The organism is Chelatococcus sp. CO-6, assembly GCF_001271345.1.
Taxonomy (GTDB): domain Bacteria; phylum Pseudomonadota; class Alphaproteobacteria; order Rhizobiales; family Beijerinckiaceae; genus Chelatococcus_A; species Chelatococcus_A caeni.
In genome coordinates this window covers 909,945-936,924 of sequence record NZ_CP012398.1, presented here as the reverse complement: position 1 = coordinate 936,924, position 26,980 = coordinate 909,945, and the positions used below count along the sequence as shown (strand labels likewise).

Below are 26,980 nucleotides of genomic sequence, written 5' to 3'. Positions count from 1 at the left end.
ACTTTTTCGGCGAGACCGGCGGGAAAGCAAATGTCCTGGTATAGCAAGGTCGTTTGGTCGGAAGGTCTCTTCCTGAGGCCGCATCACCTGCAGCAGAGTGATCGTTACCTCGAAAATCTGGTCGAGAGCCGCCTCCGCCATATCACGCCCTATCCCTGGGGCTTCTCCGCGCTCGAAATCGACCGGGACCTCGCGCAGCAGAGCAAGTTCGGCCTGCGCCGGGCGAGCGGCGTGATGCCGGACGGCACGCCCTTCAGCGTGCCCGACAACAGCCCCTTGCCCGCGCCGCTCGACGTGCCGGAGGATGCGGCCAAGCAGGTGGTGTGGCTGTCGCTGCCGGTCGGCGCGCCGAACACGCGCGAGGTCGAGGACGGCGAGGCCGACAGCGCGAGCCGCTTCGTCTCGGCGAGCGCCCTCATGATCGATTCCACCTCGCCGCTCAGGGTCGAGGAGGAGATCGACGTCGCCTATCCGCGCCTCGCCTACGAGCTGCGCCGGACGCCGAAGCCGGGCTTCGTCAACCTCGCCGTCGCGCGCATCCTCGAAGTGCGCGACCGGGCCGTCATCCTCGACGAGAAATTCGCGCCGCCGGTGCTGACGTGCAGCGCCCATCCGGTCATCGACGGCTGGATCGACCGCGTCATCGGCTGGATGGACAACAAGCTCGAGGAACTCGCCCGCTATGCCGCCGACCCGACGGCAGGCGGCGGCCTGCAGAGCGCCGACTATCTCATCCTGCAGCTGCTCAACCGGCACATCCCGGTGCTCAAGCACTTCCGCCGCTCGCGCTACGTGCATCCCGAGCGGCTCTACGAGGAACTGCTGCGCATCGCCGGCGAGCTCGCCACCTTCGTCACGGCCGAGCGGAGGGCGCGCGACTACCCGGCCTATGACCACGACGACCTCGAGCCGGTCTTCGCGCCGGTCATCCGCGACATCCAGGACTTCCTCAGCGCCCAGATCGGCCGCCGCGCCATCCGCCTCGAGATCGTCGAGCGGGCGCACAACGCCTTCACCTCGACCATCCGCGACCGGGCGCTGTTCCGCAACGCGACGCTCGTGCTGGAAGTGGCGGCACAGCGACCGCTGACGGAGATCCAGAACCAGTTCCCGCATCTCTTCAAGGTCGGGCCCAACACCAAGATGAACGAGATCGTGCATGCCCACCTGCCGGGTGTGCCGCTCATCCACCTGCCGACGCCGCCGCCGCAGATCCGGGCGATCACCGATCACGTCTATTTCTATCTCGACCGCACCTCGCCGCTGTGGCCGGAGTTCAGCACGGCGACCTCCATCGGCATGCATTTCTCCGGTGACTGGCCGGGCCTCGAGCTCGAACTCTGGGCGGTGCTGGAGGGGCGGCGATGAGCGGCGACGACAACGGCCCGCGCGATCCCTTCGGGCGCAGCGAGCGCACCATCATCCGGCCGCGGCCGGCCGGGCGCGGCCCGGCGGCGCCGCCTCCGAGCGCCACGCCTCCGCCGGCCACGCCTCCGCCGCCGGCGGCGAGCTCACAGCCGGGGCAGGGGGCAGGCGACGAGTGGGTCGCCGCCGTCCCGCCGCCGCAGGCCGCGGGCGGGGAGCGGCAGGAGGGGCGGGCCCGGGCGCTGGTGCTGCGGCGCGAGGAACTTCTCACCCCGAACGACAATCCCCTCATGCGGGCCGCCGGGCCGCTTCTTCTCCTTCTCGGCGAATTGCGTGTCGGCACGCTCAGGGCGCCCTTCGCCCAGCTGATGGAGCAGGTGGCCGACAGCATTGAGGAATTCGAGCGCGACGTGCGCGCAGCAGGCCTTCCCGCGGAAGAGACGCGCGTCGCCAAATACGTGCTTGCGGCCACCGCCGACGACATCGTCCAGAACATTCCCGGCGAGGATCGGCATGTGTGGACGCAGTACAGCATGCTGAGCCGCTTCTTCGGCGAACGCGTCGGCGGCGTGCGCTTCTTCGACGAATTGGAGCGGGCGAGGGCCGATCCGAGCGTCAACTACGCCCTTCTCGAGCTCATGCACGCCTGCCTTGCCCTCGGCTTCCAGGGCGTGCACCGCACCTCGGCCGGCGGGGCGGCGGCGCTGCAGCAGATCGAGCGCGGCCTCTACGAGACGCTGCGCCGGGTGAAGCGGGCGAACGAGGAGCTGTCGCCGCGCTGGCAGGGCCAGGCCGTTCCGGTGGAGGCGGCTCGCCTTCGGGTGCCGGTGTGGGCCGTCGCCTCGCTTGCCGGGGTCGTCCTGCTCGGCCTCTTCCTCCTCCTGCGCAGCCTGCTCGGCAACGATTCCGAAGCCGTCGCGGCGTCGCTCATCGCCGTCCACCCGACCTCCGAGATCGGCATCCAGCGCCGCGTCTTCTCGGCGCCGCCGCCTCCACCGCCCTCGGCCCAGGCGAGCCGCCTGCAGCAGGACCTCAAGGGCGAGAAGATCCTCGTCCAGGAGAGCGGCAACAAGGTGCTCATCCGCATCTCCGACCTGCCGCTGTTCGCGCCGGGGCAGGCGGTGGTGCGCAACGAGTTCAAGCCGCTTCTGGCGCGCATCGCGGCGGCGGTGGAGAAGGAGCCGGGAACGGTCAAGATCGTCGGCCACACCGACAGTGTGCCGATCCGCACCGTTCGCTTCCCGTCCAATTTCGTACTGTCGCAGGAGCGGGCGAAGGCGGTCGCCGACCTCATCAAGGCGCAGCTCACCAACCCGGGCCGCGTCGTCACCGAGGGCAAGGGGGCCGACCAGCCCATCGCCTCCAATGCCACGGCAGACGGGCGCGCCAAGAACCGTCGCGTCGAGATCCTCATCGAGCGGAGCAGTTGACGTGCCATGCCCGCAACTGAAGCCAGAGGGACAAGCAGAGGCCGCCTGACGCTGGTGGGTGCGCTCGCGCTCGGCGCGACGCTCGCCGGGCTCGTGGCCTTCGGCCTGCTGGTGTGGCTGGCGGGGCCGCTTCTCGCCTTCGGCGAGATGCGGCCGCTGGAAGAGGCATGGGTGCGTGCCGCGCTCATCGGCATCGTCGTGCTCACCGTCGCAGGGCTCCTTGCCTGGCGCCTCTACCGGCGCCGCAAGGCGAGCCGCGAGCTGGAGGAGGGGATCGCCGCCGAGGTGGCCGAGGAGAGCGATGCCGCCGCCCTCAAGGAGGGGATGAAGGATGCGCTCGCCACCCTGCGCCAGTCGAAGGGCGGCAGCGGCGACTATCTCTACGACCTGCCGTGGTACCTCATCATCGGCCCGCCCGGGGCCGGCAAGACGACGGCGCTGATCAATTCCGGCCTCAAGTTTCCCCTCGCGCGCGGGGGTACGCCGCAGGCGGTCGCCGGCGTCGGCGGCACGCGCTACTGCGACTGGTGGTTCACCGAAGATGCGGTGCTGATCGACACCGCCGGCCGCTACACGACGCAGGACAGCGACGCCAAGGGGGACCGCGAGAGCTGGCTCGCCTTCCTCGACCTCCTCAAGGAGAACCGGCCGAAGCAGCCGATCAACGGCGTCCTCGTCGCCATCAGCGTCGAGGATCTCCTGACCGCGAGCGGCGAGGAGATCACCGCCCATGCGGCCGCGATCCGCAAGCGGCTGATGGAGCTCAACCAGCGCCTCGGCGTCGATTTCCCCGTCTATGCGCTCCTCACCAAGACGGATCTCGTCGCCGGCTTCCGGGAATTCTTCGGCAGTTTCACGGAAAGCCAGCGCCGCATGGTCTTCGGCCATACGTTCCAGACCGGCGACAGGACGCGCAACATGATCGCGGACGTGCCGGGGGAATATGACGCGCTGATCGCCCGGCTCAACGGGCTGCTGCCGGACCGGTTGCACGAGGAGCCGACGCCCCAGGCGCGGGTCGCCCTCTTCAGCTTCCCGAGCCAGATGGCGACGCTGAAGCGGGTGGTGGTCGACTTCCTCGACCGCGTCTTCGAGCCGACGCGCTATCACGTCAATGCGACGCTGCGCGGCTTCTACTTCACCTCCGGCACGCAGCAGGGCACGCCGATCGACCAGCTCATCGGCACGCTCGCCAGGAACTTCGGCGCCGAGGCCGCGGCGGGCGCGGCCTATTCGGGCCTCGGCAAGAGCTATTTCCTGACGGATCTCTTCCGCAAGGTGATGCTGGGCGAAGCCGGCTGGGTGTCGACGAACCGTGCCGCCGTGCGGCGCGCGCGGGTGCTGCGGGCGGCCGCCTTCGGCGTGATCGCCGCCGCCGTCATCGCCGCCGGGGCGCTGTGGTGGCTGAGCTACAGCAAGAACCGGGACCTCATCGCCTTCTCCGGCAATGCGGTTGCCGAATATCGCGAGATCGCCGCGCCCGTGCTGCGCGAGACGACGGTGATGGAGCGCGACTTCGGCAAGATCCTGCCGCTCCTGCACAAGCTGCGCTACATGCCGGCCGGCTACGCCCAGCGGGAGGAGGCGACGCCGCTTGCCGCCACCTTCGGCCTCAGCCAGCGGGAGCGCCTGCAGTCGGCCTCCGAGACCGCCTATCACGTGGCGCTCGAGCGCATGCTGCGCTCGCGCCTCATCTTCCGCCTCGAGGAGCAGCTCGAGGCCAATCTCAACAATCCGAGCTTCCTCTACGAGGCGCTCAAGGTCTATCTGATGATCGGCGGCCAGGCGCCGACGGACGCTGATTTCGTGCTCGCCTGGATGCGGCGCGACTGGGCGGACAATCTCTTTCCCGGCGCCGCCAACGCACGCGGCCGCGAGGCGTTGGAGGAGCATCTCCTCGCCATGCTCGAGCTCGAGACGGGCGAGGCGACGATCGCGCTCAACAACGCCCTCATCGAGGACGCGCAGCGGACACTGGCGCGCATGAGCCTCTCCGAACGGGCCTACGAGCTGCTGAAGTCGCAGGCGCGCGGCCAGAGCCACAAGGACTGGGTGGTCGCCTTCCGCGGCGGGGCGGACACCGCCCTCGTCTTCGAGGGCACGGGCGGCGAGGACCTCGAAAGCATCCGCGTGCCCTATTTCTACACCTACGACGGCTTCCACGAGGCCTTCATCGCCCGCCTGCCGGACATCGGCGCGCAGGTCGAGCGCGAGCGCTGGGTGCTTGGTCCCGCCGGCCAGCAGGCGGCAGTGGCGACGCAATACCAGACGCTCTTCCAGGACATCCTGCGCCTCTACACGCGCGATTTCGTCGCCGCCTGGCAGCAGGCGCTGCTGCGCCTGAAGCTGCGCCCGCTGACGGCCGACAAGCCGCAATATGTCGCGCTGAGCGCGGCCTCGGCCGCGACCTCGCCCATCAAGCAGCTGCTGGAATCGATCCGCGACGAGACCAGGCTGACGCGCGAGCGCCCGGCGCCGCCCGTCGAAAGCGCCAGCAACGGCAAGGCGGCCGCGGCGGCCATCGACGCGGCGGCGCGGGCCGCTTCGCAGCTCGGCGGTACAGTCGGCCGCGTCGGCTCCACGGCCGGGCGCGTCGGCTCCATCGCCGGGCAGGCCGGCGTCGGCCAACTCGTGACCGGGGGCCGGCCGGCTCAGCCCCCATCTCCGCCGACGGGCAGGCGCCGGGGGCCAATATCGAGGCGCTGTTCAAGCAGTTCCACGTGCTCGTCGATGGCGACCTCGGCCGCCGGCCCGTCGACCAGCTGCTGCAGAGCCTCAGCGAGATCAACCAGAACCTCGCCGTCTCGGCCATCAACCCGGCCCAGGCGACGCAGGCCAACAACGCCCTCGTGCCGCAGATCGCGGTGCTCCGGGCCACGGCCTCGCGCTTCCCCGCGCCGTTCGACCAGATGATCCGCTCGGCGGCGGGCGACTTCGAGGGCGATGCGGCCGGCGCCTCGGTGGTCAATCTGCAGCAGGCGCTCGCCGACCAGGTGACGCGCGTGTGCCAGCAGATCGTCACCAACCGCTATCCCTTCGTGCGTGGCAGCGGGCGCGAGGTGCCGCTTGCCGATTTCGCGCGCCTCTTCGCCGCCGGCGGCATCATGGACCGCTTCTTCAGCCAGAACCTCGCCCCCTATGCCGACCAGTCGGGCGCGCAATGGACCTGGCGGGGCGACAACCGGGTGGCGCAGTCGCTCTCGGCGGCGACGCTGCGGGAATTCCAGCGTGCGGCGCAGGTGCGCGACGCCTTCTTCCCCACCGGCGGCAACATGCCCTCCTTCACCATGGCGGTGACGCCGCTGACGCTCAGCGGCGATGCGCAAAGCGCCCAGCTGGAGATCAACGGCACGGTTGTCGCGAGTCAGCAGGGCGTCAACACGCCGACCAACGTCAACTGGCCGGGCGGCGGCATCGGCCGCACGTCGATCACTCTCGGCGGCGGGTTCTTCAGTGAGGGGGCACAGCTGGAGCGGCAGGGCACGTGGTCCTTCTTCCGGCTGCTCGATGCGGGCTCCGTCCTGCGGCGCGGCGACAGCATCGTCGCGAGCTTCCTCGTCGGCGGCCGCGAGGTGTCCTACCAGTTCAACGTCGGCTCGCTGCTCAACCCGCTCGTGCTCCCGGCGCTCCGGGAGTTCCGCTGCCCGACGGGGCTGTGACATGCGCCTCGGCCTCTTCGGCAAGCTGCCGGCCAAGCGGGACTTCGTCGCCACCGGGCTGCCGCGTGACCTCATCGGCCTGTGGGAGAAGTGGATGGAGGGCGGGCTATCGACCAGCCGCCTCAGGCTCGGCGCGGGCTGGCAGGAAGTGTTCCTGAAGGCGCCGCTGTGGCGCTTCTGGCTCGGCGCCGACCTCTGCGGCGCGACCGTCGCCGGCGTCTTCATGCCGTCCGTGGACGGGATCGGCCGCTATTTCCCGCTCAGCCTCTTCGCCGTGGCGGAGGCGGGCGAGGCCTTTCCCCCGCCCGAGCTCGACCCGCAGGATGGATGGTTCGCCGGTGCCGAGGAGTTCCTGCTCTCGGCGCTCGCCGAGGGCGCCACCTACGAGGGCCTGCTCGCCGCGCTCGCCGCCCTGCCGCCGCCGGTCGCGCACCTGGCGATGCCGCCGCCGGAGGGTATGATGCGCCTTGCCGACGGCAGCGTGGCGATCAGGGCGCCACTCGCCACCCTGCCCGAGACGCTGGCTGCCATCCGTGTCGAGGATTATGCTCGCGCCTATGCGGCCACCAGCATGTGGTGGACGGCGGGCGGAGCCGGCTTTTCCCCCATGCTGCTGGTGGCCCGGCGCCTGCCGGACCCGCATCTCTTCGCCGGCATGCTGACGGGCGCCTTCGACCGAGCCGTTGCGTGACGGAGCCGCTGCCCATGCACCAGATGGCCGCAAGGTTCGAAACCGGGGCCGCCACCCATGCCGGCAAGGTGCGCAGTCTCAACGAGGACCGTTTCCTCGCCCGGCCGCAGGCCGGCCTGTGGGCCGTGGCCGACGGCATGGGCGGCTATGAAGGCGGCGAGATCGCCAGCGCCGCCCTCGTCGCGGTGCTCGAATCCATCGGCGCGCCGGCCTCGGCGCCCGATCTTCTCGCCCGTCTCGAGGACCGGGTGCTGCGCGCCAACCGGCAGCTCCGGGAGATGGGCCGCGCGCGTGGCGGCGTTCTCGGCACCACGCTCGCGGCGCTGCTCGTCTTCGACGGCGATCATGCCTGCGTCTGGTCGGGCGACAGCCGCATCTACCTCGTGCGCGACGGCGCCATCGCGCAGCTCACGCGCGATCACAGCGAAGCGCAGGAGATGGTGGACATGGGGCTCCTCACCGCGGACGAGGCGCGCGTCTGGCCGCGGCGCAACGTGATCACCCGCGCCATCGGCGTCAGCGACGAGCCGGAGCTCGAGATCCACCAGGGGCGGGTCGAGCCGGGGGACATCTTCGTCCTGTGCAGCGACGGGCTCACCGTCCATGTCGCGGACGAGGAGATCCTCGCCCATGTCGCCGGCGCGCCGCCGCAGGCGGCCTGCGACGACCTCGTCGCGCTGACGCTGGAGCGCGGGGCGAGCGACAACGTCACCGTGGTGGCGGTGCGCTGCATGCCCGGGCCGCGGGCGGGAGGCTAGCCATGGACGAGAAGACGCGCATCGCGCCGGCCCGCCAGCGCATCGCCGCGGGCACGCGCCTCAACGACATCTACGAGATCGAGCGGCTCGTCGCGGTCGGCGGCATGGGCGAGGTCTACAAGGGCCATGCCATCCAGACGGGCGATGCGGTCGCCATCAAGACGATCCGGCCGGATCTTGCCGAGAACGAGGCGGCCATCGCGCTCTTCCGCAAGGAGGCCTCGGCGCTGCACGAGCTCTATCACGAGGCCATCGTGCGCTATTTCGTGTTCTCGCGCGACCCGGCGCTCGACCTCACCTATCTCGCGATGGAATTCGTGGACGGGCAGGCGCTGTCGGAGCGCGTGAAGGCGGGGCCGCTCGGCTTTGCCGAGGTCGACCTGCTGCGCCGCCGCGTCGCCGCCGGCCTTGCCGCCGCGCACGAGCTCGGCATCATCCACCGCGACCTCTCGCCCGACAACGTCATCCTGCCCGGCGGCAACGTGGGGCGCGCCAAGATCATCGACTTCGGCATCGCCCGCTCGACCAAGCTCGGCGAGGCGACGGTGATCGGCAGCGGCTTCGCCGGCAAGTACAACTACGTCTCGCCCGAGCAGCTCGGCCTCCACGGCGGGGACGTCGGGCCGAAGTCCGACATCTACAGCCTCGGGCTCGTGCTGGCGGAGGCGCTCCTCGGCCGGCCGCTCGACATGGGCGGCAGCCAGAGCGAGATCGTGGAGAAGCGCCGGGCCGTGCCGGATCTTGCGGGCATCGATGCGCGCATGCGGCCGCTCATCACGCGCATGCTGCAGCCACGGCCGGAGGACCGGCCGGCGTCCATGGCCGAGGTCGCCGCCTGGCAGCCGCCGGCGGAGAAGGCCCCTGCCGGGCGCCGGCCGCTGGTTCTTGCCGGGCTCGCCGGTGCGGCGGCCGTCGCGGTTGCGGCCGGGATCGCAGGCATGCCGCTGCTGCAATCGCTGCTTGGTCCGCAGCCCGGCGAGCGCAGGGTCGAAGCCCCGGTGCTGACGCCGGCATCGCGCCCTCCGGCCGTGGAGGAACGCCCGACGCAGGGTGAACCGCCGGCCCTTGTGCCGGACAACGGCGCGCCGACGCAGCAGGAGACTGCGACACGGCCGGTGCCGCAGGCCGCCCCGCCGGCCGAGACTGTTGCGCCTCCCACCCTGGCGCCAGAGCAATCTCCGCCCCCTGCCGCACCAGAGCCTTCTGCAACGGAGGTGGACAGCACGCCTCAGGAAGCGCTTGCCCCAGCCCCAGCGCCGGCTCCGCCCCCGGCCCAGCCAGCGGAGGCACGGCCCGAGGCCGGCAGCGCCGATCCGCCGCCGCTGCTTCCGGCCCCGTCGCAGAGCAGGACCGATGTCGCCGCGCGGCCGGCACAGCCGGAGCTCGCTCCCGCGACGCCTGCCGTGACGGCCCCCGCACCGGCCGGGCCGGTGCCGCGCATCACGGAGATCACGCGCTATATCGACGAATACAGCGGCGGGGATTGTTTCTTCCTCAATCCCGTGGAGGTCAGCGCCAATGCCGCGCAGGTGGAGGGCTATGGCGCCGCGACGCAGCCCTTCGTGGCGTTCGACGAGGCCTTCCGGCAGGTCAACGGCTTCGAGGCGCAGATCAGCCTTCGGCAGGTGACGGGCGCGCAATGCCCGCTCGTCGCCTTCCTGCGCCAGATGGGACCGCTGCGAGGGGAGCCGCCGCGGCTCGACATCGCCGCCTTCAGCCTGCGCAGCGGCGAGACTCTGAGCGGCACGGTAGCCGGTACGGACGGCCGCGAGGTCACGGTGCTGCTCGTCTCCGACGACGGCTATGTGCACAACCTGGCGAGCTTCCTGAAGAAGGACGCCGAGGCGCTGTCCTTCAACCTGCGCGTGGAGCGTACCAGCGGCACCGGCGCCCGGCCGCAGGTCGTCCTGGCGCTCGCCAGCCCGACGCCGCTTGCGACGCTCGCGGGCGGCAAGACCTTGGATGCAGCGACGCTCTTCCCGCTGCTTTTTGCCGAGATCGACCGGACGGGCCAGAAGGTGGGCGTCGCGGCGAAGTACTTCAGGCTGGAGGAATAGGCCTCAATCGACGCGTTTGCCGGGCGCCTGCTCCACGGCCGCCTGGATGCGCTTGACCTCGCGGTAGCGGGCGAGGCGCACCGAGATCATGGCCTCGAACTTCTTGTGCACCTCGGCGAGGGAGAGGGTGCCGCCGGCCTTGTCGTAGAAGATCGGGCGGTTCGCCTCCGCGGGCTTCGGCAGGAGCTCCGCCGCCACCCGGTCGGGCGCACCTTCCATGGCGTCGATGAACAGCTCGGCCCCGCCCGGCCCGAGGAAGTGGACGAGATAGACCTCGCCGCCGGTCAGCGGCCGACCGATGCGGCGCTGGATGCGCAGCGTGTCACGCTTCAGCATCTCGCCGGCGAGCAGTGCCGAGAGATAGGGCTCGCGGCGCAGGTCGAGGATGCGGGCGCGCTCGCCGGGGTCGGTGACGACATGGCGCCGGTCGACGCGCTGGATGAGCGCCGCCTCGTTGGCGAGGCCATGTTTGGCGCCGAAGTCCTTCACCACGCCGAGCCAGGTGCTCTCGATGAACTGGTAGAGGCCGGTCGCCGAAGAGGTCTTGGCCTTCACCTCGGTGGCGAAGCTCGATTCCTTGTCGGCGACGGCCATGAGCAGCGAGGGATCGGCCCCGACCACGCGGGCGGCGCGCACGATCGTCTCGACGAGGTGGCGCCGGATCTTGATGGGGCCGAAGGTCAGGATCTGGTTGGCGTTGCCGGGGGAGGTGACGATGGGGTCGGCCCGCTCCTGCGGCACGACGCTCGGCTCCTCCTTCTCGATGAAGTCGACCGCCTGCTGGGCGGCGGCGAGATCGTCCTCGACGGCGGAGAGCAGGATCGAGGGCGGAGTCGGCGCCGCGACCAGTGCCGGCACACTGTCGGACGGCACTGTGGCGGTTTCCTGCCGCAGGGCAAGCACGGCGGTGCCGATGGCCGCCACGACGATGAGGCCGCTCGCCGCGGCAACGAGATGATGGCCACGAAGGCGCGCCCGCGCGGGCGCAGCGGCTTCCGGGACGACCGGCGCGGAGGGATCGGCAGTCGGCGCGGCTCCTGCCGCGCCGCCGTCTCCCACGCGCCGGGAGATGGCCGCGTACCATCCGGCGAGGGGGCCGGCGGCGTCGGCAGCCGCGAGGCGCTCCAAGGCCTCATGCATGTGCCGTGCGGTTCCGGGCGGGCAGCCGAGCCGCCGCTGCAGCGCGCGCGCCGAGGGGCCGCCGTCGCGGCCGGTGCCGAGCTTCACGGCGAAGAACCAGTCCGACAGTGCAATGCGCAGCGGCTCGAGGGGCGTGCCGACGCAGGGGTAGAGGGCGTGCCCGCAGGCGCGGCAGGCGAAGGCGCGGTGCTTCACGTCGCGCGCGAAGCTGCCGTTCTTGCCGCAGGCCGGACAGTCGATGGCGGTGCCGCCGAAGCGCAGCGCCATGATGGTGTCGAGACAGGCGCTCTCCGGGAATGCTGCCCGGAACTGCCGCAGGGCTTCGTCCATGTCTGCCGTCTCGCCCTGGAGCCGAATCCGATCAGGTTGAACCAAGCTGATCGGCGAATCCGTCTCTCTGTAAAAGGCGGCGGTGTCCCGCTTCTTCTTCTTCTTCCTATTCATAGCACAGGAGGGGCGCCGACGGGTGTCGGCGCGCACGCGCAGCCTGCTTCCGTCGCGCGCCAAAGGCCGCTACAACCGACAGGCGACATGGGCTTGGCGATGGGCCCGGGCGACAAGGGGATGGTGGCGACGATGGCCGGCCAGTCCTGCGAGATCGGCATCCTGTTCGGCGACATCTCCGGCAGCACGCAGCTCTACGAGGTGCTGGGGGACCGCGCCGCGCTCTCCGCCATCGAGGGGTGCCTGCGCACCGCCACGGGCGTCGTCACGGCCCACGGCGGCGCCGTCGTCAAGACCATCGGCGACGAGCTGATGGCGGCCTTTCCCGATCCCGCGGCGATGTTCGATGCGGCGCTCGCCATGCAGCGCTGCATGGAAACCCAGGCGGGGCCCGAAGGTGCGACGCGGCTCGCGCTGCGCATCGGCTTTCACTACGGGCCGGCCATCCGCACCGGGGCCGATTATTTCGGCAACACCGTCAATGTCGCGGCGCGCATGGTGCAGATCGCCCGCGCCGGGCAGATCATCACCAGCGGCGACATCACGGGGCTCCTCCCGCCGACGCAGCGGGCGGTGACGCGGGAGCTGACGCGCTTTCCCGTCAAGGGGAAGAGCGAGGCGACGCGCATCGTCGAGGTGGTCTGGCAGGAGAGCGGCGGGTTGACGGCGGTCGACGTGCTGTCCCGTTCGCCCCGCACCGTCCTGCGGCCAATGCTGCAGCTCAGCTGCGGCGGCAGCGAGCGCATGTTCGAAGGGGAGCGCGAAGTGACCCTCGGGCGGGACGCGGGCAACGACCTCGTCGTCGCCCATGACCGGGTGTCGCGCCGGCATGCCACCCTCGGGCTCCGGCGCGACCGGTGGGTGCTGACCGACCACAGCACCAACGGCAGCTTCATCGCCTTCGACGGCGAGCCGGAGCGGCCGCTGCACCTCGACGCCATCGACCTGCACGGCGCCGGCACCATCGGCCTCGGCCAGCCGGCGGCGCTCGGCGGGGGCGTGCGCTTCTCGGTGCTGCTACGCCGCCGGTGACGGCGTGGGCGCGCTCCTTTAAGCCCACTCGCCCTTGCGGAAGACGGGGACGCGCGTGCCGTCCGGCTTGATGCCGTCGATGTCGATCTCGTTCGAGCCGATCATCCAGTCGATGTGGATGAGGCTCTTGTTGCCGCCGCGGGCGGCGATCTCGTCCGGGCTCAGCGCGCCGCCGCCCTCGAAGCACTTGGCATAGCACTGGCCGAGCGCGATGTGGCAGGCGGCGTTCTCGTCGAAGAGGGTGTTGTAGAAGAGGAGCCCGCTCTTCGAGATGGGCGAGGAATGCGGCACCAGCGCCACCTCGCCGAGGCGGCGCGCGCCCTCGTCGGTGTCGAGCACCTTGCCCAACACCTCCTCGCCGCGGCTCGCCTTGGCCTCGACGATGCGCCCGCCCTCGAAGCGCACGGCGATCTCGTCGATGAGCGTGCCCTGGTAGGAGAGGGGCTTGGTGCTGACGACGCGGCCCTCGACGCGCAGGGCGTGCGGGGTCGTGAACACCTCCTCGGTGGGGATGTTCGGGTTGCAGGTGATGCCGTTCTTTGCCGTGGAGGCGCCGCCGTGCCACTCGTGGCCGTCGGCGAGGCCTACCGTGAGGTCGGTGCCCGGCCCGGTGAAGTGCAGCGCCGCGAAGCGCTCGCCGTTGAGCCAGGTCGTGCGCAGCCTGAGCGCCGCATTGTGCGCCTCCCAGGCGCCGACGGGGTCCTCGCCATCGACGCGCGAGGCGGCGAAGATGGCCTCGGCGAGGCGCGCGACCGCGACGTCCTCCTCGTCGCCCGGGAAGACCTGCTTCGCCCAGGAGGCGGTCGGGTAGGCGATGATGTTCCAGTTGATGTCGAAGCCGGCGATCTTCTCCAGCGCCGGCTGGTAGGCGAGCGAATTGGCCTTGTTGGCGCGGGAGACCTTGGCCGGATCCTGGCCGGCGAGCAGCATGGGGTTGTCGCCGACGATGGCGAGGCGGGCCGTGTCGGCAGAGAAGGCCTTGGCGACGCCCTCGTAGAGCCAGACCGGGGCGCGGTCGAAGCTCGCGTCCTTGGCGAAGCGGTAGCGGGCGAGGGTCAATTCCTCGTCGGACAGGATGGGCGTGACGAGGCCGGCGCCGGCCTTGTAGGCGTGCTCGGCGATGCGCCGCACCAGCGGCAGGGCGGCGACCGGCGCGGTGAGGAACAGATCCTGCCCCTCGCGCAGCTGCAGGCCGACCCTGACGGCGACCTCCGCCAGCCGGTCGAGCTTCACGGGGTCGATCGATGCGACGATGGTGCGCTGGTGCGTGGTCATGAGATGCCCTGCCTGCGAGAAACCTGTGCGCATCGATATACGCTCGCCGGCAGCGATCACAATGGCGAATGCCGCCTTTATGGCTCAGGCGGGCGTGCCGCGCGTCGCCTTTTCCGCGTGATAGAGTTTGCGGAAACGCGCGAGCCGCTCGGCATAGCCGTCGGGTCCGCGCGGCGAGAAACGCTCGCGCAGCGGCGGCTTGCGGCAGATCTCCGCCTCGCTGCCGGCCCCCGCTGCGAGCATGCCGAGCCGCGCCGCGCCGAGCGCCGCGCCCGCCTCGGCCCCCGCCGGCAGGTCGAGCGGGAGGCCGAGGATGTCCGCCAGCATATGCCCCCAGAAGCGGCTGCGCGAGCCGCCGCCGACGAGCATGCAGCTATCCAGCCGGGCGCCGGCTTCGTTGAGCACGTCGAGGTCGTCGGCAAGGCCGAAGGAGACGCCTTCGAGCACGGCATAGGTGAGCGCCTCCGGTCCGTGCTCGGCCCGCAGGCCGGCGAAGAGCCCGGTCGCGTCGGCGTCGTTGTGCGGCGTGCGCTCGCCGGTGATGTAGGGAAGAAACAGGGGCGCGTGGATGCGGTTGCGCTCGCTCTCCGCAAAGAGCTCCACATCGGCGAGCAGGCCCGCGATGTCGCCGCCGCGGCCCACGAGGGTCGCGACCCAGGTGAGCGCCGAGGCGGCGGCGAGGGTCACGGCCATGCCGTGCCAGCGGCCGGGCAGGGCGTGGCAGAAGGCGTGCAGCGTGCGTTCGGGCAGGGCGGTCAGCCGGTCCGTGACGGCGAAGAGCACGCCGGAGGTGCCGAGGGAGAGGAAGCCCTCGCCGGCGCGCGTCGCGCCGATGCCGACGGCCGAGGCGGCGTTGTCGCCGCCGCCGCCGGCCACCGGCACGCGCCGGCCGGCAAGGCCGAGGAGCGCCCCCGTGTCGGCCGACAGGTGGCCGGACAGCTCCGAGCCCTCGACGAGATCGGGCATGTGGGTGCGCGTGAGGCCGCAGGCTTCGATGAGCACGTCGTCCCAGCGGCGGGCGTCGACGTCGAGCCACAGCGTGCCGGCGGCGTCCGACATTTCCGAGACATAGCCGCCGGTGAGGCGGAAGCGGATGTAGTCCTTCGGCAGCAGCACCTTGCGCGTCGCCGTGAAGACATCCGGCTCGTGCCGGCGCACCCACAGGAGCTTGGGCGCCGTGAAGCCGGGCATGGCGATGTTGGCGGCGCGGCGAGTGAAGTCCGGCACCTTCTCCTGCAACTCCCGGCACTCGGCGGCGCAGCGCCCGTCGTTCCAGATGATGGCCGGGCGCAGCACACGTCCCTCGCCATCGACGAGCACGGCGCCGTGCATCTGGCCCGAGAGGCCGATGCCGGCGAGGCCCTGCCATGCCTCGGGCGCGGCGTCCCGTACTCTGGCGGTGGCGGTGAGCGTCGCCTGCCACCATTCTTCCGGGTCCTGCTCCGACCACAGCGGATGGGGCCGCGAGATGCCGACCGGCACGGTGGCCTCGGCGACGGTCGCCTGGCGCTCGTCGAGCAGCAGCGCCTTGACCGAGGAGGTGCCGATATCGAGCCCGAGATAGGTCGGCATGGAGATCTCCGATCAGATGGCGCGGCCGGCGCCGTCGAAGAGATAGGCCTGGGCGGGATCGAAGCCCGCGCGGATGTCCTCGCCCGCCGCGAGGGAGCGGCGGCCCGGCACCTGCAGGATCAGCGTCTCGCCGTTGCCGGTCTGCGCATAGAGCTGCGAGGTGGCGCCGAGGCTCTCGGCGAACTCACCCCGGAGGGCGAGGCGCGCGGCCCCGCCGTCGCCGACGGAAAGGTGCTCCGGCCTGAGGCCGAGCACCACGTCCTCGCCCGGCTGGACCGTCGGCGCATGGCGCGTGGGCAAGGTGAGGTCGTCGGCGAGGGCCGGGTGGCGCACGGTGACGGCGCCGCCGTTTACCGCCGCGACGGAGGCCTTGAGGAAGTTCATCTTCGGCGAGCCGATGAAGCCGGCCACGAAGATGTTGTCGGGGCGCTCGTAGAGGTCGGCGGGCGAGCCGATCTGCTCCACCTTGCCGGCGCGCAGCACGACGATGCGGTCGGCGAGCGTCATCGCCTCCACCTGGTCGTGGGTGACGTAGACCATGGTGACGCCGAGGTCGCGGTGCAGGCGCGCGATCTCGACGCGCATCTGGCTGCGCAGCTCGGCATCGAGGTTCGACAGCGGTTCGTCGAAGAGGAAGAGCTTCGGGTTGCGCACGATGGCGCGGCCGATGGCGACGCGCTGGCGCTGGCCGCCGGAGAGCTGGCGCGGCTTGCGCTGCAGCAGATTCTCGATCTGCAGGATGCGCGCGGCCTCGGCGACGCGGCGGTCGATCTCCTCCCGCGGGGTCTTCGCCATTCGGAGGCCGAAGGAGATGTTGTCGTGCACGCTCATGTGCGGGAAGAGCGCGTAGGACTGGAAGACCATGGAGACCTGCCGCGATGCCGGCTCCGTGTCGGTCACGTTGGCGCCGTCGAGGTAGATGTCGCCCTCGCTCACCTCCTCGAGGCCGGCCACCATGCGCAGCAGGGTGGACTTGCCGCAGCCGGAGGGGCCGACGAAGACGACGAACTCGCCGCGCTCGGCGGTGATGTCGACATGGTCGATGACCGTCGCGTCGCCGAAGCGCTTCACGATCTTCTCGAGCTTGAGAAAGCTCATGTCGGGCGGGCTCCTTTCATCTGTCCTGGCCGGAGGCGGCAAGAGCCTTCGCCTCCCGCTCGATGTCGTTGCGGAAGGCGAACAGCTTCAGATAGACGCCGTAGGCGGCCTCGTGCGCGGCGCGCCAGCGCGGGTCCGGGGCAAGGCTCTCCTGCGCCGGGGCCATGGCGTCGAGCGCGGCGAAGAGATCCGGCTGCAGGCCGGCGCCGACGGCGGCGACCATGGCCGTGCCGAGCAGCACCGGCTCGGCGCTGTCGCTGAGGACGAGCGCGGCATCGCCGAGCGCGTCACGATACAGCCGCACCATGAGCGGGTTGCGCAGGTGTCCGCCGGAGAGGGCGACGCGATCGAGCGCATAGCCGTGGGCGTTGAGGTGCTCGATGATATGCCGGGCCTGCAGGGCGAGCGCGCGGGCCGTGGCGTAGTAGGTTTCGAGGAAGGCGCGTCGGCTCATGTCCTCGCCGACGCCGACGAGGATGGCGCGCACGCTGCCGTCGCCGAGCGGCGCGCGGTTGCCGAGGAAGTCGGGCACGAGATGCCGGCGCGCGGCGAAGGCCGGCCCCTCCGCTTCGAGAAGGGCGAGGATGTCGCGGACCGCGGCCGCATGCTCGTCGGCCGAGGCGCGCCGCGGCCCGCCGGGATGGTGGGCGAGCACGGCGTCGAGCGCCGCGCCGGCGAGCGACTGGCCGGCCTCGTGCATCCAGTAGCCGGGGAAGATCGCGTCCCTGAACGGGCCCCACACGCCGGATATGCGGCGCTCGTCGGGCGCGAAGGCCATGTAGCAGGTGGAGGTGCCGCCGATGAGCGCCACCGTGCGGTTCATGTTGCCGGCAAAGCCGCGGCCGAGGACGCCGAGCGTGCCGGCCTCGGCGTCGATGAGGCCGACGGCGACGGGGATGCCCGCGGGCAGGCCGAGCCGCGCGGCGACGGCCTCCGTCACCCGGCCGTGCCGGTGGCCGACAGGCAGCGGCGGGGCCGCGAGCGCGCCGAGCTGCGGCAGGCGGCCGAGGCCCAGGCGCGCGAGGAGTTCGTGCCGCCAGGGCTCGGCATCAGCCGGCAGGTAGGCCCATTTGCAGGCGAGGCCGCAGAGCGAGTGATGGTCCTCGCCGGTGGCCCGGCGGGCGAGCTCGTCGCACAGGTCTCGCGCGCCGGTGACGCGGGCGAAGGCCTGCGGGTCGCGCCGCGCCAGCCAGGCGAGCTTCGGCGTGTGCATCTCCGGCGACATGGAGCTGCCGGTATAGGCGAGGAGCCGGTCGCCGCTTGCGCCGATCTCCTCGGCTTCCGCCTCGCCGCGGTGGTCCATCCAGCAGAACACGTCCGCCTCGCCGGCGAGCGGCGGCGGCCCTTCGTACGAGAGCGCGAGGGAGGAGGTGGCATCGAAGGCGAGAGCGGCGACGCGCCCGGCCGCATCCGCGCCGGCAGCAGCAAGGCAGGCCCGGATCGCCTCCTCGACCGCCGCCCAGATGTCGTCCATGCGATAGACGGCGTGATGCTCCGCCGGCCGCAGCAGGGGGAATTCCCGTGCGGCGGTGGCGAGGAGGTGGCCGGCGAGGTCGAACAGGCCGGCGCGGGCCGACAGGGTGCCGACGTCGACGGCGAGAAGCAGCTTCGGCGGGGGCGACGTCATGACGCCTTCTCCAGCGGCATGGCGAGGATGGCGCGGGCGCAGTCCTCGTCGGTGACGAGGCGGTTGACGTAGCCGCCCGACAGGATGGCGTGCACGACCGGCGCCTTGTTGAGCCCGCCCGAGGCGAGGATGGAGCGCGAGACGGCCTTCAACTCCTGGGGCGAGAGGGCCATGACGCACTGGTTGAGGCGGTGGGCGATGGGCCGCCCGCGCGCGTCGAGGAAGGTGCCGAGCAGGTCGCCGATGGTGCCGGCGGCCTCGAGCGCCTCCTGGTGCTGGCGCACGGTCTGGGTGGTGGCGAGCAGCGAATGGCTCGAGACGTCGCCGCAGGAGACGAGGGCGACGTCGACGGCGCGCGCCCGGCGCATCACGTCGGCGAGGCCGTAGTGGGTGAGGAGGTCGTTGCGGCTGTGCTCGCTCGGGCAATAGATGGGTGCAGCGAGATAGTGGCATTCGCCGCCGATGGCCTCGGCGAGGCGCGTCGCCACCTCGAAAGTGTTGGTGCCGGACCCGCGCGTGAGCCCGCCCATGAGCGACACGACGCGGCTCGCGGGCAGGCGCCGCGGCCCGAGCGTTGCGACGCTGGCGCTCAACGTGCGCCCCCAGCCGATGCCAATCGACTGGCCGTCCCCCATCAGGCGGCTCAGCATGGCGCCGGCGGCCTCGCCGATGACGCGCTGCTGATCCTCGTAGCCGGGCACGGCCGGCACCACCGCCACCTCGGCGAGGCCGTAGCGGGCGGCGAGTTCCTCTTCCAAGGCGACGCAGGAGGCGAGCGGCAGGCGCACCTCGATGCGCACCGAGCCGTCCACCCGCGCCTGGCCGATGATCTTGTTGACGCGCAGGCGCGTGAGGCCGAGCCGGTCGCCGATCTCCTGCTGGGTCAGATTGCCGACGTAGTAGTACCAGACCACGCGGGCCGCGACCTCGTCGCCGGCGCTGCGCTGGGCGGCGCGCGGCGGGTCGGTCATGGTGGTGCCCGCAACGGGATCGTTCATCGCGTCATTCCCCACCGAGCACCGGCGCGAGCACCGCGACCGAGCGGCGGACCCGGTCGAGCACCGCGGCATCGGTCTCCTCGAACGGGTAGAAGACTTCGAGGAAGACGGGCCGGTCGGCAAGCCCGAAACGTGCGAGCGTCGCCGCGATAGCCTCCGGATCGACGATGCCGCGCTCGGTGAAGTCCCAGTGGCGGTCGAGGCGGCCGTCGCTCTGCTGGATGTGGATGGCGCCGGTCTCGCGGCCGATCGCCTCGAGCCACGGTTCGACGCGCGCCTCCTCGGGCGCGTAGGGCGGCGAGAGGATGGCGTGGCCCCAGTCGAGGCAGTAGCGCCAGGGGACGGCGGAGCCGGCGAGGTCGTCGGATAGGCGCCGCGCCTGCGCGGGCGTCCACGGCCATTCGCGCCGGAGCGGCGTCGGCTCGATGTAGAGCTCGGTGAGGCCTTGGCTCTGCGCCTTCTCGGCAAGGCGTTTCAGGCGGGCGGTGAGGTCGACATAGTCAGCGGCCGGAATCTCCTTCGCTTCCACGGCGTCGGGCCGGGCGGCGATGGCGCCGAGGGGGCCGCCCGCGGCGCGGATGCCGGCCTTGCCGCAGAAGGCATAGGCGCGGGTGAGCCAGTACTCGGCCGCATCGCGCACGCCGGGCTCGGGGTGGAGCAGCTGGTTGAAGGTGTAGTGGGCGAGGCCGATGAAGCCGCTGTGCACGGTGATGCCGTGCTCGGCGCAGGCCTGGCGCAGGTCCGTGGCCGCCTTGTCCAGCACCTCGTCCGGCCACAGCGGATCGACGAGGTCGAACGAGAGCTGCACGAGGCCGAGGCCGAGGTCCTCGCGCACGAGGCGGGCCCAGAGCGCGGGCGTCACCCAGCGCTTGACGCAGAAGGAGAGATTGATGCCGAGCGCCATCGCCGCCTCCCTATTTGGTCGCGCCCATGGTGAGGCCGCGGATCATGTGGCGCGAGACGATGAGGGCGAAGATGGTGACCGGCAGGACGATGACCGTGCCGGTCGCCATGATCTTGCCCCAGGGCAGCTCGTAGCCGGACATGAAGCTCGTCGCCGCCACCGGCGCCGTCTGCACGTTGCGGCGGGTGAGCACCAGCGCATAGAGCAGCTCGTTCCACGAGAAGATGAAGCTGAAGATGGCCGACACCGCGACGCCCGGCAGGCCGAGCGGCAGGTAGATGCGCCAGAAGACGTCGAACTGCTTCGCCCCCTCGAGCCGCGCCGCCTGCTCCAGCTCGGGCGGGATCGAGCGGAACTGGTCCGTGCAGATCCACACCACGATCGGCAGGTTGAAGGTGAGATAGATGAGGATGAGGACGAGGTGCGTGTCGAGCAGGCCGAGCGACTGGGCGAGGAGATAGACCGGCAGGGCGAGCACGATCGGGCTGATCATGCGGTTGGAGATGAACCAGAACCACAGGTCGGACTTGCCGCGGAACTCGAAGCGGGCCAGCGCATAGGCCGCCGGCGTGCCGAGGAGGACGGCGAGCGCCGTCGTCGAGACGGCGACGATGAGCGAGTTGACGATGGCCGCTGTCACCTTCTGGTCAGCCCAGATCTCGGCGTAGTGCTTGATGGTCGGCTCGAACAGCCACATGGGCGGCGAGGCGAGCAGGTCCGCCTGGTCCTTGAAGCTGGACGAGACCATCCAGTAGAACGGGAACATCGCGAAGGCGAAGACCAGCACGAGGCCGGCAAGATGCGCAAAGCGTGCCGCGGGGCGGGACACCATCACTGGATCTCCCGGTAGAAGATGCGGATGTAGAGCCGGCTCAGAAGGATCGTGAACAGGAGCAGCAGGATCGCCTGGGCGGAGGCTGCGCCGAGGTCGAACACGCGGAAGCCGACGCGCTGGATGTAGATGGAGATGAGCTCGGTCGCCGTGCCCGGCCCGCCGCGCGTCATGGTGAAGATCATGTCGAAGAGCTTCAGCACGTCCGCCGAGCGCAGGATGAGCATGGCCGTGAGGCCGGGCAGGAGATAGGGCAGCTGCACGTGGCGCAGGAGCGCCCAATGGCTCTTCGTTTCCAGCCGCGCCGCCTCCTCGATGTCGACCGGCACCATGGAGAGCCCCGACAGGAAGATGAGGGCGCAGAACGGCGTCCACTGCCACACGTCCATGATGACGATGGCGGCGAAGGCCCCGCTCGGGTTGCCGAGCCAGTCGAAGGGCGCGAAGCCGAACCAGGACAGGAACTGGTTGGCGACGCCGAAGTTGCGGTTGAAGATGAGGTTGCCGAGGAGGCCGACGACGGCATAGGTGGTGGCGAGCGGCACGACGAGCGAGACGCGCGCGAGCGAGCGCATGAAGCCCCAGCCCGGCCGGTGCAGCATCAGGGCGATGAGGAGGCCGAGCGCCACCTGGATCGGCATGACGGTCAGGAAGAACCGGCCCGTCAGCAGGAGCGTGTCCCAGAAGGTCTGGTCGCTCAGCACGCGCCCGTAGTTCTCGAAGCCGACGAAGGGGAAGCCCTCGCGCGCCCGGGTGAGATTGTAGCGGCGGAAGGAGGTGACGAGCGCGAACAGCATCGGGTAGAGGCCGATCGCGAGCAGCGTCACCACAGCCGGGGCGAGGAAGAAGAGCGGCGTCCAGCGGCCGTGCTCGAGCCGGCGCCTGCGGGCGGGCCTTGCCCGGGCCGCTTCCTGTGCCAGTGCCTGTCCCTCGACGCTCATCCCGTCCCTATTCCAGATTGGTGTGGTTGGCGCGCATGGCCTCGGCGCTCACGCCGAGCTTATCCTTGAGCTTGAGGATCATCACCTCGAAGAGGATGTACTGCGCGCCCTCGTAGAGCGAGCCCATGGGCAGGACGGAGGAGGCGGGCCCCCTGTCATCGGCCATGGTCTGGGCGGGGATGGCCAGGACCGTGTCGGCCTGTTTCGCCGCCTCGCCGCCCGGCTGCGCGGTGACGAGGAGGCAGGCGGCGCCCGCCTTCCGCGCTTCGCCCATGAGCGCGAGAACCGTCGAGAATGCGCCCGGCCCGGCCGAGACGATGAGCAGATCGCCTTCTGCGAGCGGCGGCGTCGTCATGTCGCCCACCACCGCGGCCGCGCGGCCGAGGTGGAAGAGGCGCATGGCGAAGCCCTTGATCTGCAGGCCTTCCCGGCCGACGCCGTAGAGGGCGATGCGTCTTGCCGCGGCGATGCGCTCGACCGCGGCATCGACGGCCTGTTCGTCGATGCGGGCAAAGACGGCGCCGAGCTCGTCGAGCGCGCGTTGATAGAGCGAGGGCATGGAAGAGGCTCCGCCGATGCTGTCACGAACTGGAACGATGCCGGCCGGCACGGGGCTCGCCCGGGCCGGCCGGAGCGTCTCGTTACTGCAGCAGCGCCTTCTTGCCGTCGTAGTAGCCTTCCTTGGCGAGGATGTCCTCCATGCGGGTGCCGATCTCCTTGGCGCCCTGCTCGGTGGACACCTCGCCGAGCATCATCTTGGTGCCCCACTCGGCAACGATCTCGGAGATGGCCGGCCAGGCGGGGAAGCGCGGACGGAACTCCGGCACGCCCTTCTGCCAGGAGGCGACCATCGGCTCGACGAACTTGTACTTCGCCTTGATGTCGGCATCCTCGTAGATGCTCTTGCGGCCGGAGACGCCGCCGGCCTCCACATAGGCGCGGGCGATGTCCTCCGAGGTCGCCCACTGGATGAAGAGCCACGAGGCCTTCTGCTCCTTCTCCGGCGCCTGGGCGGCGACGGCGAGCGAGAAGCCGCCGAGGGCCGGCAGGCGGCCGGCGGGGCCGGAAGGCTCGGGCGCGACGGCGAGGCAGTCGACGATCTTCGACGTCGCCGGATCGATGAGCGTCGAATAGAAGGCCGACCATTCGGTGATCATGGCGACTTGGCCCTGGGCGAGGGCATTGACCGCCTCGGCATGGTCATAGGAGACGATGCCCGGCGGCATGTACTGCATCAGGTCCTGGCGGAACTTGAGGCCGGCCTGGCTCTCCTCGCTCAGGAGGTTCGACTTGAATTCCTTGTCGAGCAGCGAGCCGCCGAAGGGCCACAGCACGCGCATGAAGCTGTCGGCGGACTGCGTCTCGCCGCGGCGCGACTGCAGTGCGAAGGCGAACTGGTTCTTCGCCTTGTCGGTGAGCTTCGGCGCGTAGGTCTCGTAGAGCTCCTGCCAGGTTTCCGGCGGCTTGTCGAAGCCGGCCTCCTTCAGCATGCACTGGTTGTAGAAGAGGAGGCCCGAATAGTTGTCGAAGGGCAGGCCATAGACCTTGCCGCCCCAGGAGCCGAAGGCGTCGAGCAGCAGCGGAAAGAAGCCGTCGAGGTTGAGCTTGGGATCGGTGACCGCGGGATCGCTGGTGAATTTCTCTACCGGCACGATCCAGCCGTTCTCGGCGAATTCGCCGATCCAGACGAGGTCGACGAGCGCGATGGTGAGGTCGCCGTTGGAGCTGAAGTTGAGGACCTGCTTCTCGCGCGAGCTCTCGTAGGGCACGATCTCGTAATTGACCTTGATGCCCGTCTTCTTCTCGAACTCCGGCAACAGCTGGATGATGGCGCGATAGCCGGGGCGGTCGAGAAAGACCACGTTGATCTCCGCACCCTTGAGCGGCTCGGCCGCCTTCTCGAGCGACCAGTCCTGCGCCTCGGCCGGCGCGCAGACGGCCGCGGCGGCGAGCGCGAGCGCACCGACCGCTGCATGCGTGAACAGTCTCATGAGCGTCTCCCCTGATTATTGTCGTTCGGAATAATGATGCTCTTGACCATGCCGGGGGCGTCCTCAGCGTGCAGGCGGAAGGCCTCCGGCGCCTCGTCCAGCGTGAAGCGGTGGCTGACCAGCGCGTTCACGTCGACCTTGCCGGTCGCGACGAGTTCGATGGCCCGCGGATAGACCTCCCCCATCCGCCGGGCGAACTTGATCTTGAGGCCGCGCCGGCGCGCCTCGGCGGCCGGCAGCGTGTAGGTGTCCCCGTCCGGGATGCCGACGAGGACGACGCGCCCGCCGATGCGGGCGGCGAGCACGGCATCGCGGAAGCCTTCGGGCGCATTGGTGGCTTCCACCACGAGCGGGCAGCCCTCGCCCTTCGTCCAGTCGCGGATCTCGGCGACCGAGGCGCCCGTGCGCGTCGCGCCGAGCTTCGTGGCGAGGTCGCGGCGGTGCGCCTGCGGGTCGACGGCGAGAATCTCCCCAGCGCCCGCCGCCTTGAGCACCTGCAGGATGAGAAGGCCGATGGGGCCGCAGCCGACGAGCGCCACCCGCTCCAGAAGCCGCGGCTTGGCGAGGTCTACCGCATGGATGGCGACGCCGAGCGGCTCCAGCATCACCGCCTCTTCGGGCGTGAAGCGATGGGCGAGCGGCACGATCAGGTCTTCCGGCACCCAGATGCGCTCGGTCATGGCGCCGTTGAAGGGTGGGGCGCCGATGAACTCGACGTTGGGGCACAGGTTGGGATGGCCCGAGCGGCAATGGTCGCAGTGGCCGCAGGCGTGATTGGGGTCGACGGCGACGAGGTCGCCGCGGGCAAGACCGCGTGCCGGCAGGTCCTCGGCAAGATAGCCGGCAAATTCGTGACCCGGGACGAAAGGCGCGAGGATCTTGGCCGAGCCGATGCCGCCGTCCTTGTAGTAGTGCAGGTCGCTGCCGCACAGGCCGACGGCCGCCACCTCGAGCAGCGCCTCGCCCGGCTGCCCCTCGCGCAGGTTGAAGGGGGCGACCCGTGCATCGTGCGCGCCGTGGAGGAAAAGAGCCTTGCCCATATGGTCGCCCCGTTGGTCGCCCGTTCCGAATGCGACTCGGTTATACAGATGTAAATCGATCTTTACAATCGTATCGATGGCCGTGCGGCATGGATGCAGAAACGGGCTGGCGCAAGCAGCGGCTGCGGTCCACATATGAAAGGAAGTCGCCGCCAACGGTTGCGTGCGGGCAGCAAGGAGTTTTTTCTTGTTACTCGAGCTTGCCCTCGTTCTTGCGCTGACGGTCCTCAACGGCCTGCTGGCCATGTCGGAGCTCGCCATCGTCTCGGCGCGTCCGGCGCGGCTGCGCGTTCTCCACGACCAGGGGGCGACGGCGGCGGGCGTGGCGCTCGCCCTCGCCCAGACGCCGGGACGCTTCCTGTCGACGGTCCAGATCGGTATCACGCTCGTCGGCATCCTGTCGGGCGCTTTCTCGGGCGCGACGCTCGGCGTGCGGCTGGCGAACGTCCTCGAGGACTTCGGCTGGTCGCGCGGGGCGGCGGATGCGGTTGGCGTCGGCGTGGTCGTCGTCGCGATCACCTATCTCTCGCTCATCGTCGGCGAGCTCGTGCCCAAGCAGATCGCCCTGCGCCATCCGGAGCGGATCGCCGTGCGCGTGGCGCCGGCCATGGCGCTGCTGTCGCGTCTCGCCGCGCCGCTCGTGTGGCTGCTCGACACGTCGGGTGGCCTCGTCCTGCGTCTCCTCGGCCAGCGTGGCCGGCCGAAGGAGAAGGTGACCGAGGAGGAATTGAAGAGCGTCATCGCCGAGGCGGAGCAGGCGGGCGTGCTCGAAAGCGAGGAGCGCGACATGATCGCCGGCGTGATGCGCTTCGCCGATCGTGCGGCCAAGGCGCTGATGACGCCGCGGCGCGACGTGGAGCTGCTCGATCTGTCCGACGACATCGAGACGATCAGGGCGCAGGTGCGGATGACGCGCCGCTCGCGCCTGCCGGTGCGCGACGAAGAGCCCGACGCCATCGTCGGCATCGTGGCCGTGAAGGATCTCGTCCCGCTCCTCGCCACCGACGCGCCCGACATCCGCAGCCTCATCCAGGAGGTCCCGATCGTCGCCGACAATGCGCGCGCCCTCGATGTCCTGCAGGCGATGCGCGCGTCGACCGTGCACATGGCGCTCGTCTATGACGAGTACGGCCATTTCGAAGGCATCATCACCTCGGCGGACGTGCTGGAGGCCATCACCGGCGCCTTCCAGGAGGAGGGCGAGGAGGAGGCGCCCTACGTGGTGCGCGAGGACGGCTCCTTCCTCGTCTCGGGCTGGATGCCGATCGACGAGTTCGCGGACAAGATCGGCGTGCCGGTCGAGCGGGACGGCGATTTCGAGACGGTGGCCGGCCTCGTGCTCAACAGGCTCAACCATCTGCCGGACGTAGGCGAGTGTTTCGAGCTCGGCCCGTGGAAATACGAGGTGGTTGACCTCGACGGCCGGCGCATCGACAAGGTGCTCGTCAGCCGGCTCCAGTGACACGCGACGGTTGCGGCGACTTGAAAGCGCCGCATTGCGCTCCCATATCCGGATCTCGGGCAGGACCCTGATGCGCGGGATGCGCGGAAGGGCCGGGAGGATAACTGATCTTGGGGCTGCGTCTGAACCGCACCCCCGATGCCCGTTTACCCAGAACAAGAAGGACATTGCCGTGGCGTGACCGCGGCAGAGATATCGTGAGTACAATGAAAAACTTGAAGAGCGTGGCCGTTCGGGTGCGCCCGGTGCCGCATGTCGCGGCCTCGGGGCAGGCTCAGCGGCCCGGGACATCCCATCGGCCGGGCGTGGCGATGCTGCGCCGGGCACAGGAGCCGATCTGGCATCCCGAACCCTGCGGCCTGTCGCGCGGCGAACTGCGCGCCATCGTCGCCGACGTGCTCGGCTGAGCCGGGTGCGAATGCAACCGGAGCCGGCGAGGCCGGCTTCACGGTCATGACCATGAACCAACACCAACCTCAGGCTGTCCGCCCGCGTCAAGCGGGCCGGCAGCCGACCGGCACCGAGGCGCGCCGCGCCTACGAGCGCTATCTCGCGCTTGCCCGCGACGAAGAGCGCAGCGGACACCGCATCGAAGCCGAACGTTTCTATCAATATGCCGAGCACTACCTGCGTATGAGCAAGGGACGGAACGAACCGTAGCCGG

The 26,980-nt window shown here is 70.4% G+C and carries 23 protein-coding genes; 11 read left to right on the top strand and 12 right to left on the bottom strand.

Going from position 1 to position 26,980, the window contains the following annotated elements:
• The first annotated feature begins 30 nt into the window (after positions 1-30).
• From tssK to AL346_RS25310, 7 genes are read left to right on the top strand one after another with little or no spacing between them, the layout of a single operon-like run.
• Complete coding sequence (gene tssK, locus AL346_RS04505) at positions 31-1,368, top strand: type VI secretion system baseplate subunit TssK (protein WP_019404180.1); 1,338 nt, start codon at positions 31-33, stop codon at positions 1,366-1,368.
• Entirely contained in the window at positions 1,365-2,795 is a 1,431-nt protein-coding gene (gene tssL / locus AL346_RS04500; protein ID WP_053193316.1) for a type VI secretion system protein TssL, long form, read from the top strand. Before tssK ends, tssL begins: the two co-directional genes overlap by 4 nt.
• A gap of 54 nt (positions 2,796-2,849) precedes the next feature.
• Complete coding sequence (gene tssM / locus AL346_RS04495) at positions 2,850-5,708, top strand: type VI secretion system membrane subunit TssM (RefSeq protein ID WP_245303219.1); 2,859 nt, start codon at positions 2,850-2,852, stop codon at positions 5,706-5,708.
• Positions 5,705-6,454 carry a type VI secretion IcmF C-terminal domain-containing protein gene (locus tag AL346_RS25925; protein ID WP_371259737.1) on the top strand — a complete coding sequence of 250 codons (750 nt, stop codon included), beginning with the start codon at positions 5,705-5,707 and terminating at the stop codon, positions 6,452-6,454. The genes tssM and AL346_RS25925 overlap by 4 nt, the downstream gene beginning before the upstream one ends.
• Position 6,455: 1 nt before the next feature.
• Positions 6,456-7,145 carry a type VI secretion system-associated protein TagF gene (tagF, locus tag AL346_RS04490; RefSeq protein WP_019404035.1) on the top strand — a complete coding sequence of 230 codons (690 nt, stop codon included), beginning with the start codon at positions 6,456-6,458 and terminating at the stop codon, positions 7,143-7,145.
• Positions 7,142-7,903, top strand: a complete 762-nt coding sequence (locus tag AL346_RS04485; protein ID WP_019404036.1) for a protein phosphatase 2C domain-containing protein — start codon at positions 7,142-7,144, stop codon at positions 7,901-7,903. The genes tagF and AL346_RS04485 overlap by 4 nt, the downstream gene beginning before the upstream one ends.
• A 2-nt stretch (positions 7,904-7,905) precedes the next feature.
• Positions 7,906-9,960, top strand: a complete 2,055-nt coding sequence (locus tag AL346_RS25310; protein WP_019404037.1) for a serine/threonine-protein kinase — start codon at positions 7,906-7,908, stop codon at positions 9,958-9,960.
• A 3-nt stretch (positions 9,961-9,963) separates the two neighbouring features.
• Here the strand turns inward: AL346_RS25310 and AL346_RS24950 are convergent, their stop codons facing one another.
• Positions 9,964-11,430, bottom strand: coding sequence for a transposase (locus tag AL346_RS24950; protein ID WP_053193314.1), 1,467 nt, complete (start codon positions 11,428-11,430; stop codon positions 9,964-9,966).
• A 201-nt stretch (positions 11,431-11,631) separates the two neighbouring features.
• Between AL346_RS24950 and AL346_RS04470 the strand changes: the two genes are divergently transcribed.
• Positions 11,632-12,576 carry an adenylate/guanylate cyclase domain-containing protein gene (locus AL346_RS04470; protein WP_082312411.1) on the top strand — a complete coding sequence of 315 codons (945 nt, stop codon included), beginning with the start codon at positions 11,632-11,634 and terminating at the stop codon, positions 12,574-12,576.
• Between the two features lie 18 nt (positions 12,577-12,594).
• On the opposite strand, the gene AL346_RS04465 is transcribed toward AL346_RS04470, so the two are convergent.
• The 11 genes from AL346_RS04465 to AL346_RS04415 form a co-directional block, all read right to left on the bottom strand.
• Positions 12,595-13,851: an aminopeptidase gene (locus tag AL346_RS04465; RefSeq protein WP_053193311.1), complete on the bottom strand. Its 1,257-nt coding sequence runs from the start codon at positions 13,849-13,851 to the stop codon at positions 12,595-12,597.
• An 84-nt stretch (positions 13,852-13,935) separates the two neighbouring features.
• Positions 13,936-15,423, bottom strand: coding sequence for a xylulokinase (gene xylB / locus AL346_RS04460; RefSeq protein ID WP_019404041.1), 1,488 nt, complete (start codon positions 15,421-15,423; stop codon positions 13,936-13,938).
• Between the two features lie 12 nt (positions 15,424-15,435).
• Complete coding sequence (locus tag AL346_RS04455) at positions 15,436-16,521, bottom strand: ABC transporter ATP-binding protein (RefSeq protein ID WP_019404042.1); 1,086 nt, start codon at positions 16,519-16,521, stop codon at positions 15,436-15,438.
• 16 nt (positions 16,522-16,537) lie between these two features.
• Entirely contained in the window at positions 16,538-18,148 is a 1,611-nt protein-coding gene (locus tag AL346_RS04450) for an FGGY-family carbohydrate kinase (RefSeq protein WP_019404043.1), read from the bottom strand.
• A complete protein-coding gene (locus tag AL346_RS04445) occupies positions 18,145-19,146 on the bottom strand; it encodes a sugar-binding transcriptional regulator (protein ID WP_019404044.1) in 1,002 nt (333 codons plus the stop codon). The genes AL346_RS04450 and AL346_RS04445 overlap by 4 nt, the downstream gene beginning before the upstream one ends.
• Before the next feature lie 4 nt (positions 19,147-19,150).
• Positions 19,151-20,050: a sugar phosphate isomerase/epimerase gene (locus tag AL346_RS04440; protein ID WP_019404045.1), complete on the bottom strand. Its 900-nt coding sequence runs from the start codon at positions 20,048-20,050 to the stop codon at positions 19,151-19,153.
• Positions 20,051-20,060: 10 nt separating this feature from the next.
• Positions 20,061-20,882 (bottom strand): carbohydrate ABC transporter permease, encoded by an 822-nt coding sequence (locus tag AL346_RS04435; RefSeq protein WP_019404046.1) that lies wholly within the window; start codon positions 20,880-20,882, stop codon positions 20,061-20,063.
• Positions 20,882-21,823, bottom strand: a complete 942-nt coding sequence (locus AL346_RS04430) for a carbohydrate ABC transporter permease (RefSeq protein WP_019404047.1) — start codon at positions 21,821-21,823, stop codon at positions 20,882-20,884. The genes AL346_RS04435 and AL346_RS04430 overlap by 1 nt, the downstream gene beginning before the upstream one ends.
• A 7-nt stretch (positions 21,824-21,830) precedes the next feature.
• A complete protein-coding gene (locus AL346_RS04425; protein ID WP_019404048.1) occupies positions 21,831-22,382 on the bottom strand; it encodes an SIS domain-containing protein in 552 nt (183 codons plus the stop codon).
• Between the two features lie 82 nt (positions 22,383-22,464).
• Complete coding sequence (locus tag AL346_RS04420) at positions 22,465-23,814, bottom strand: sugar ABC transporter substrate-binding protein (protein WP_019404049.1); 1,350 nt, start codon at positions 23,812-23,814, stop codon at positions 22,465-22,467.
• Entirely contained in the window at positions 23,811-24,854 is a 1,044-nt protein-coding gene (locus tag AL346_RS04415; protein WP_019404050.1) for a zinc-binding dehydrogenase, read from the bottom strand. The genes AL346_RS04420 and AL346_RS04415 overlap by 4 nt, the downstream gene beginning before the upstream one ends.
• Before the next feature lie 187 nt (positions 24,855-25,041).
• On the opposite strand from AL346_RS04415, the gene AL346_RS04410 reads away from it, so the two are divergent.
• The 3 genes from AL346_RS04410 to AL346_RS25300 all read left to right on the top strand — a co-directional run bounded on the left by AL346_RS04410 (position 25,042) and on the right by AL346_RS25300 (position 26,976).
• Positions 25,042-26,316, top strand: coding sequence for a hemolysin family protein (locus AL346_RS04410; RefSeq protein WP_019404051.1), 1,275 nt, complete (start codon positions 25,042-25,044; stop codon positions 26,314-26,316).
• Between the two features lie 206 nt (positions 26,317-26,522).
• On the top strand, positions 26,523-26,723 hold the full coding sequence (locus AL346_RS25305) for a hypothetical protein (RefSeq protein ID WP_157672273.1): 201 nt from the start codon (positions 26,523-26,525) through the stop codon (positions 26,721-26,723).
• A 46-nt stretch (positions 26,724-26,769) separates the two neighbouring features.
• Positions 26,770-26,976 (top strand): DUF4167 domain-containing protein, encoded by a 207-nt coding sequence (locus AL346_RS25300; protein WP_019404053.1) that lies wholly within the window; start codon positions 26,770-26,772, stop codon positions 26,974-26,976.
• Positions 26,977-26,980: the final 4 nt, after the last annotated feature.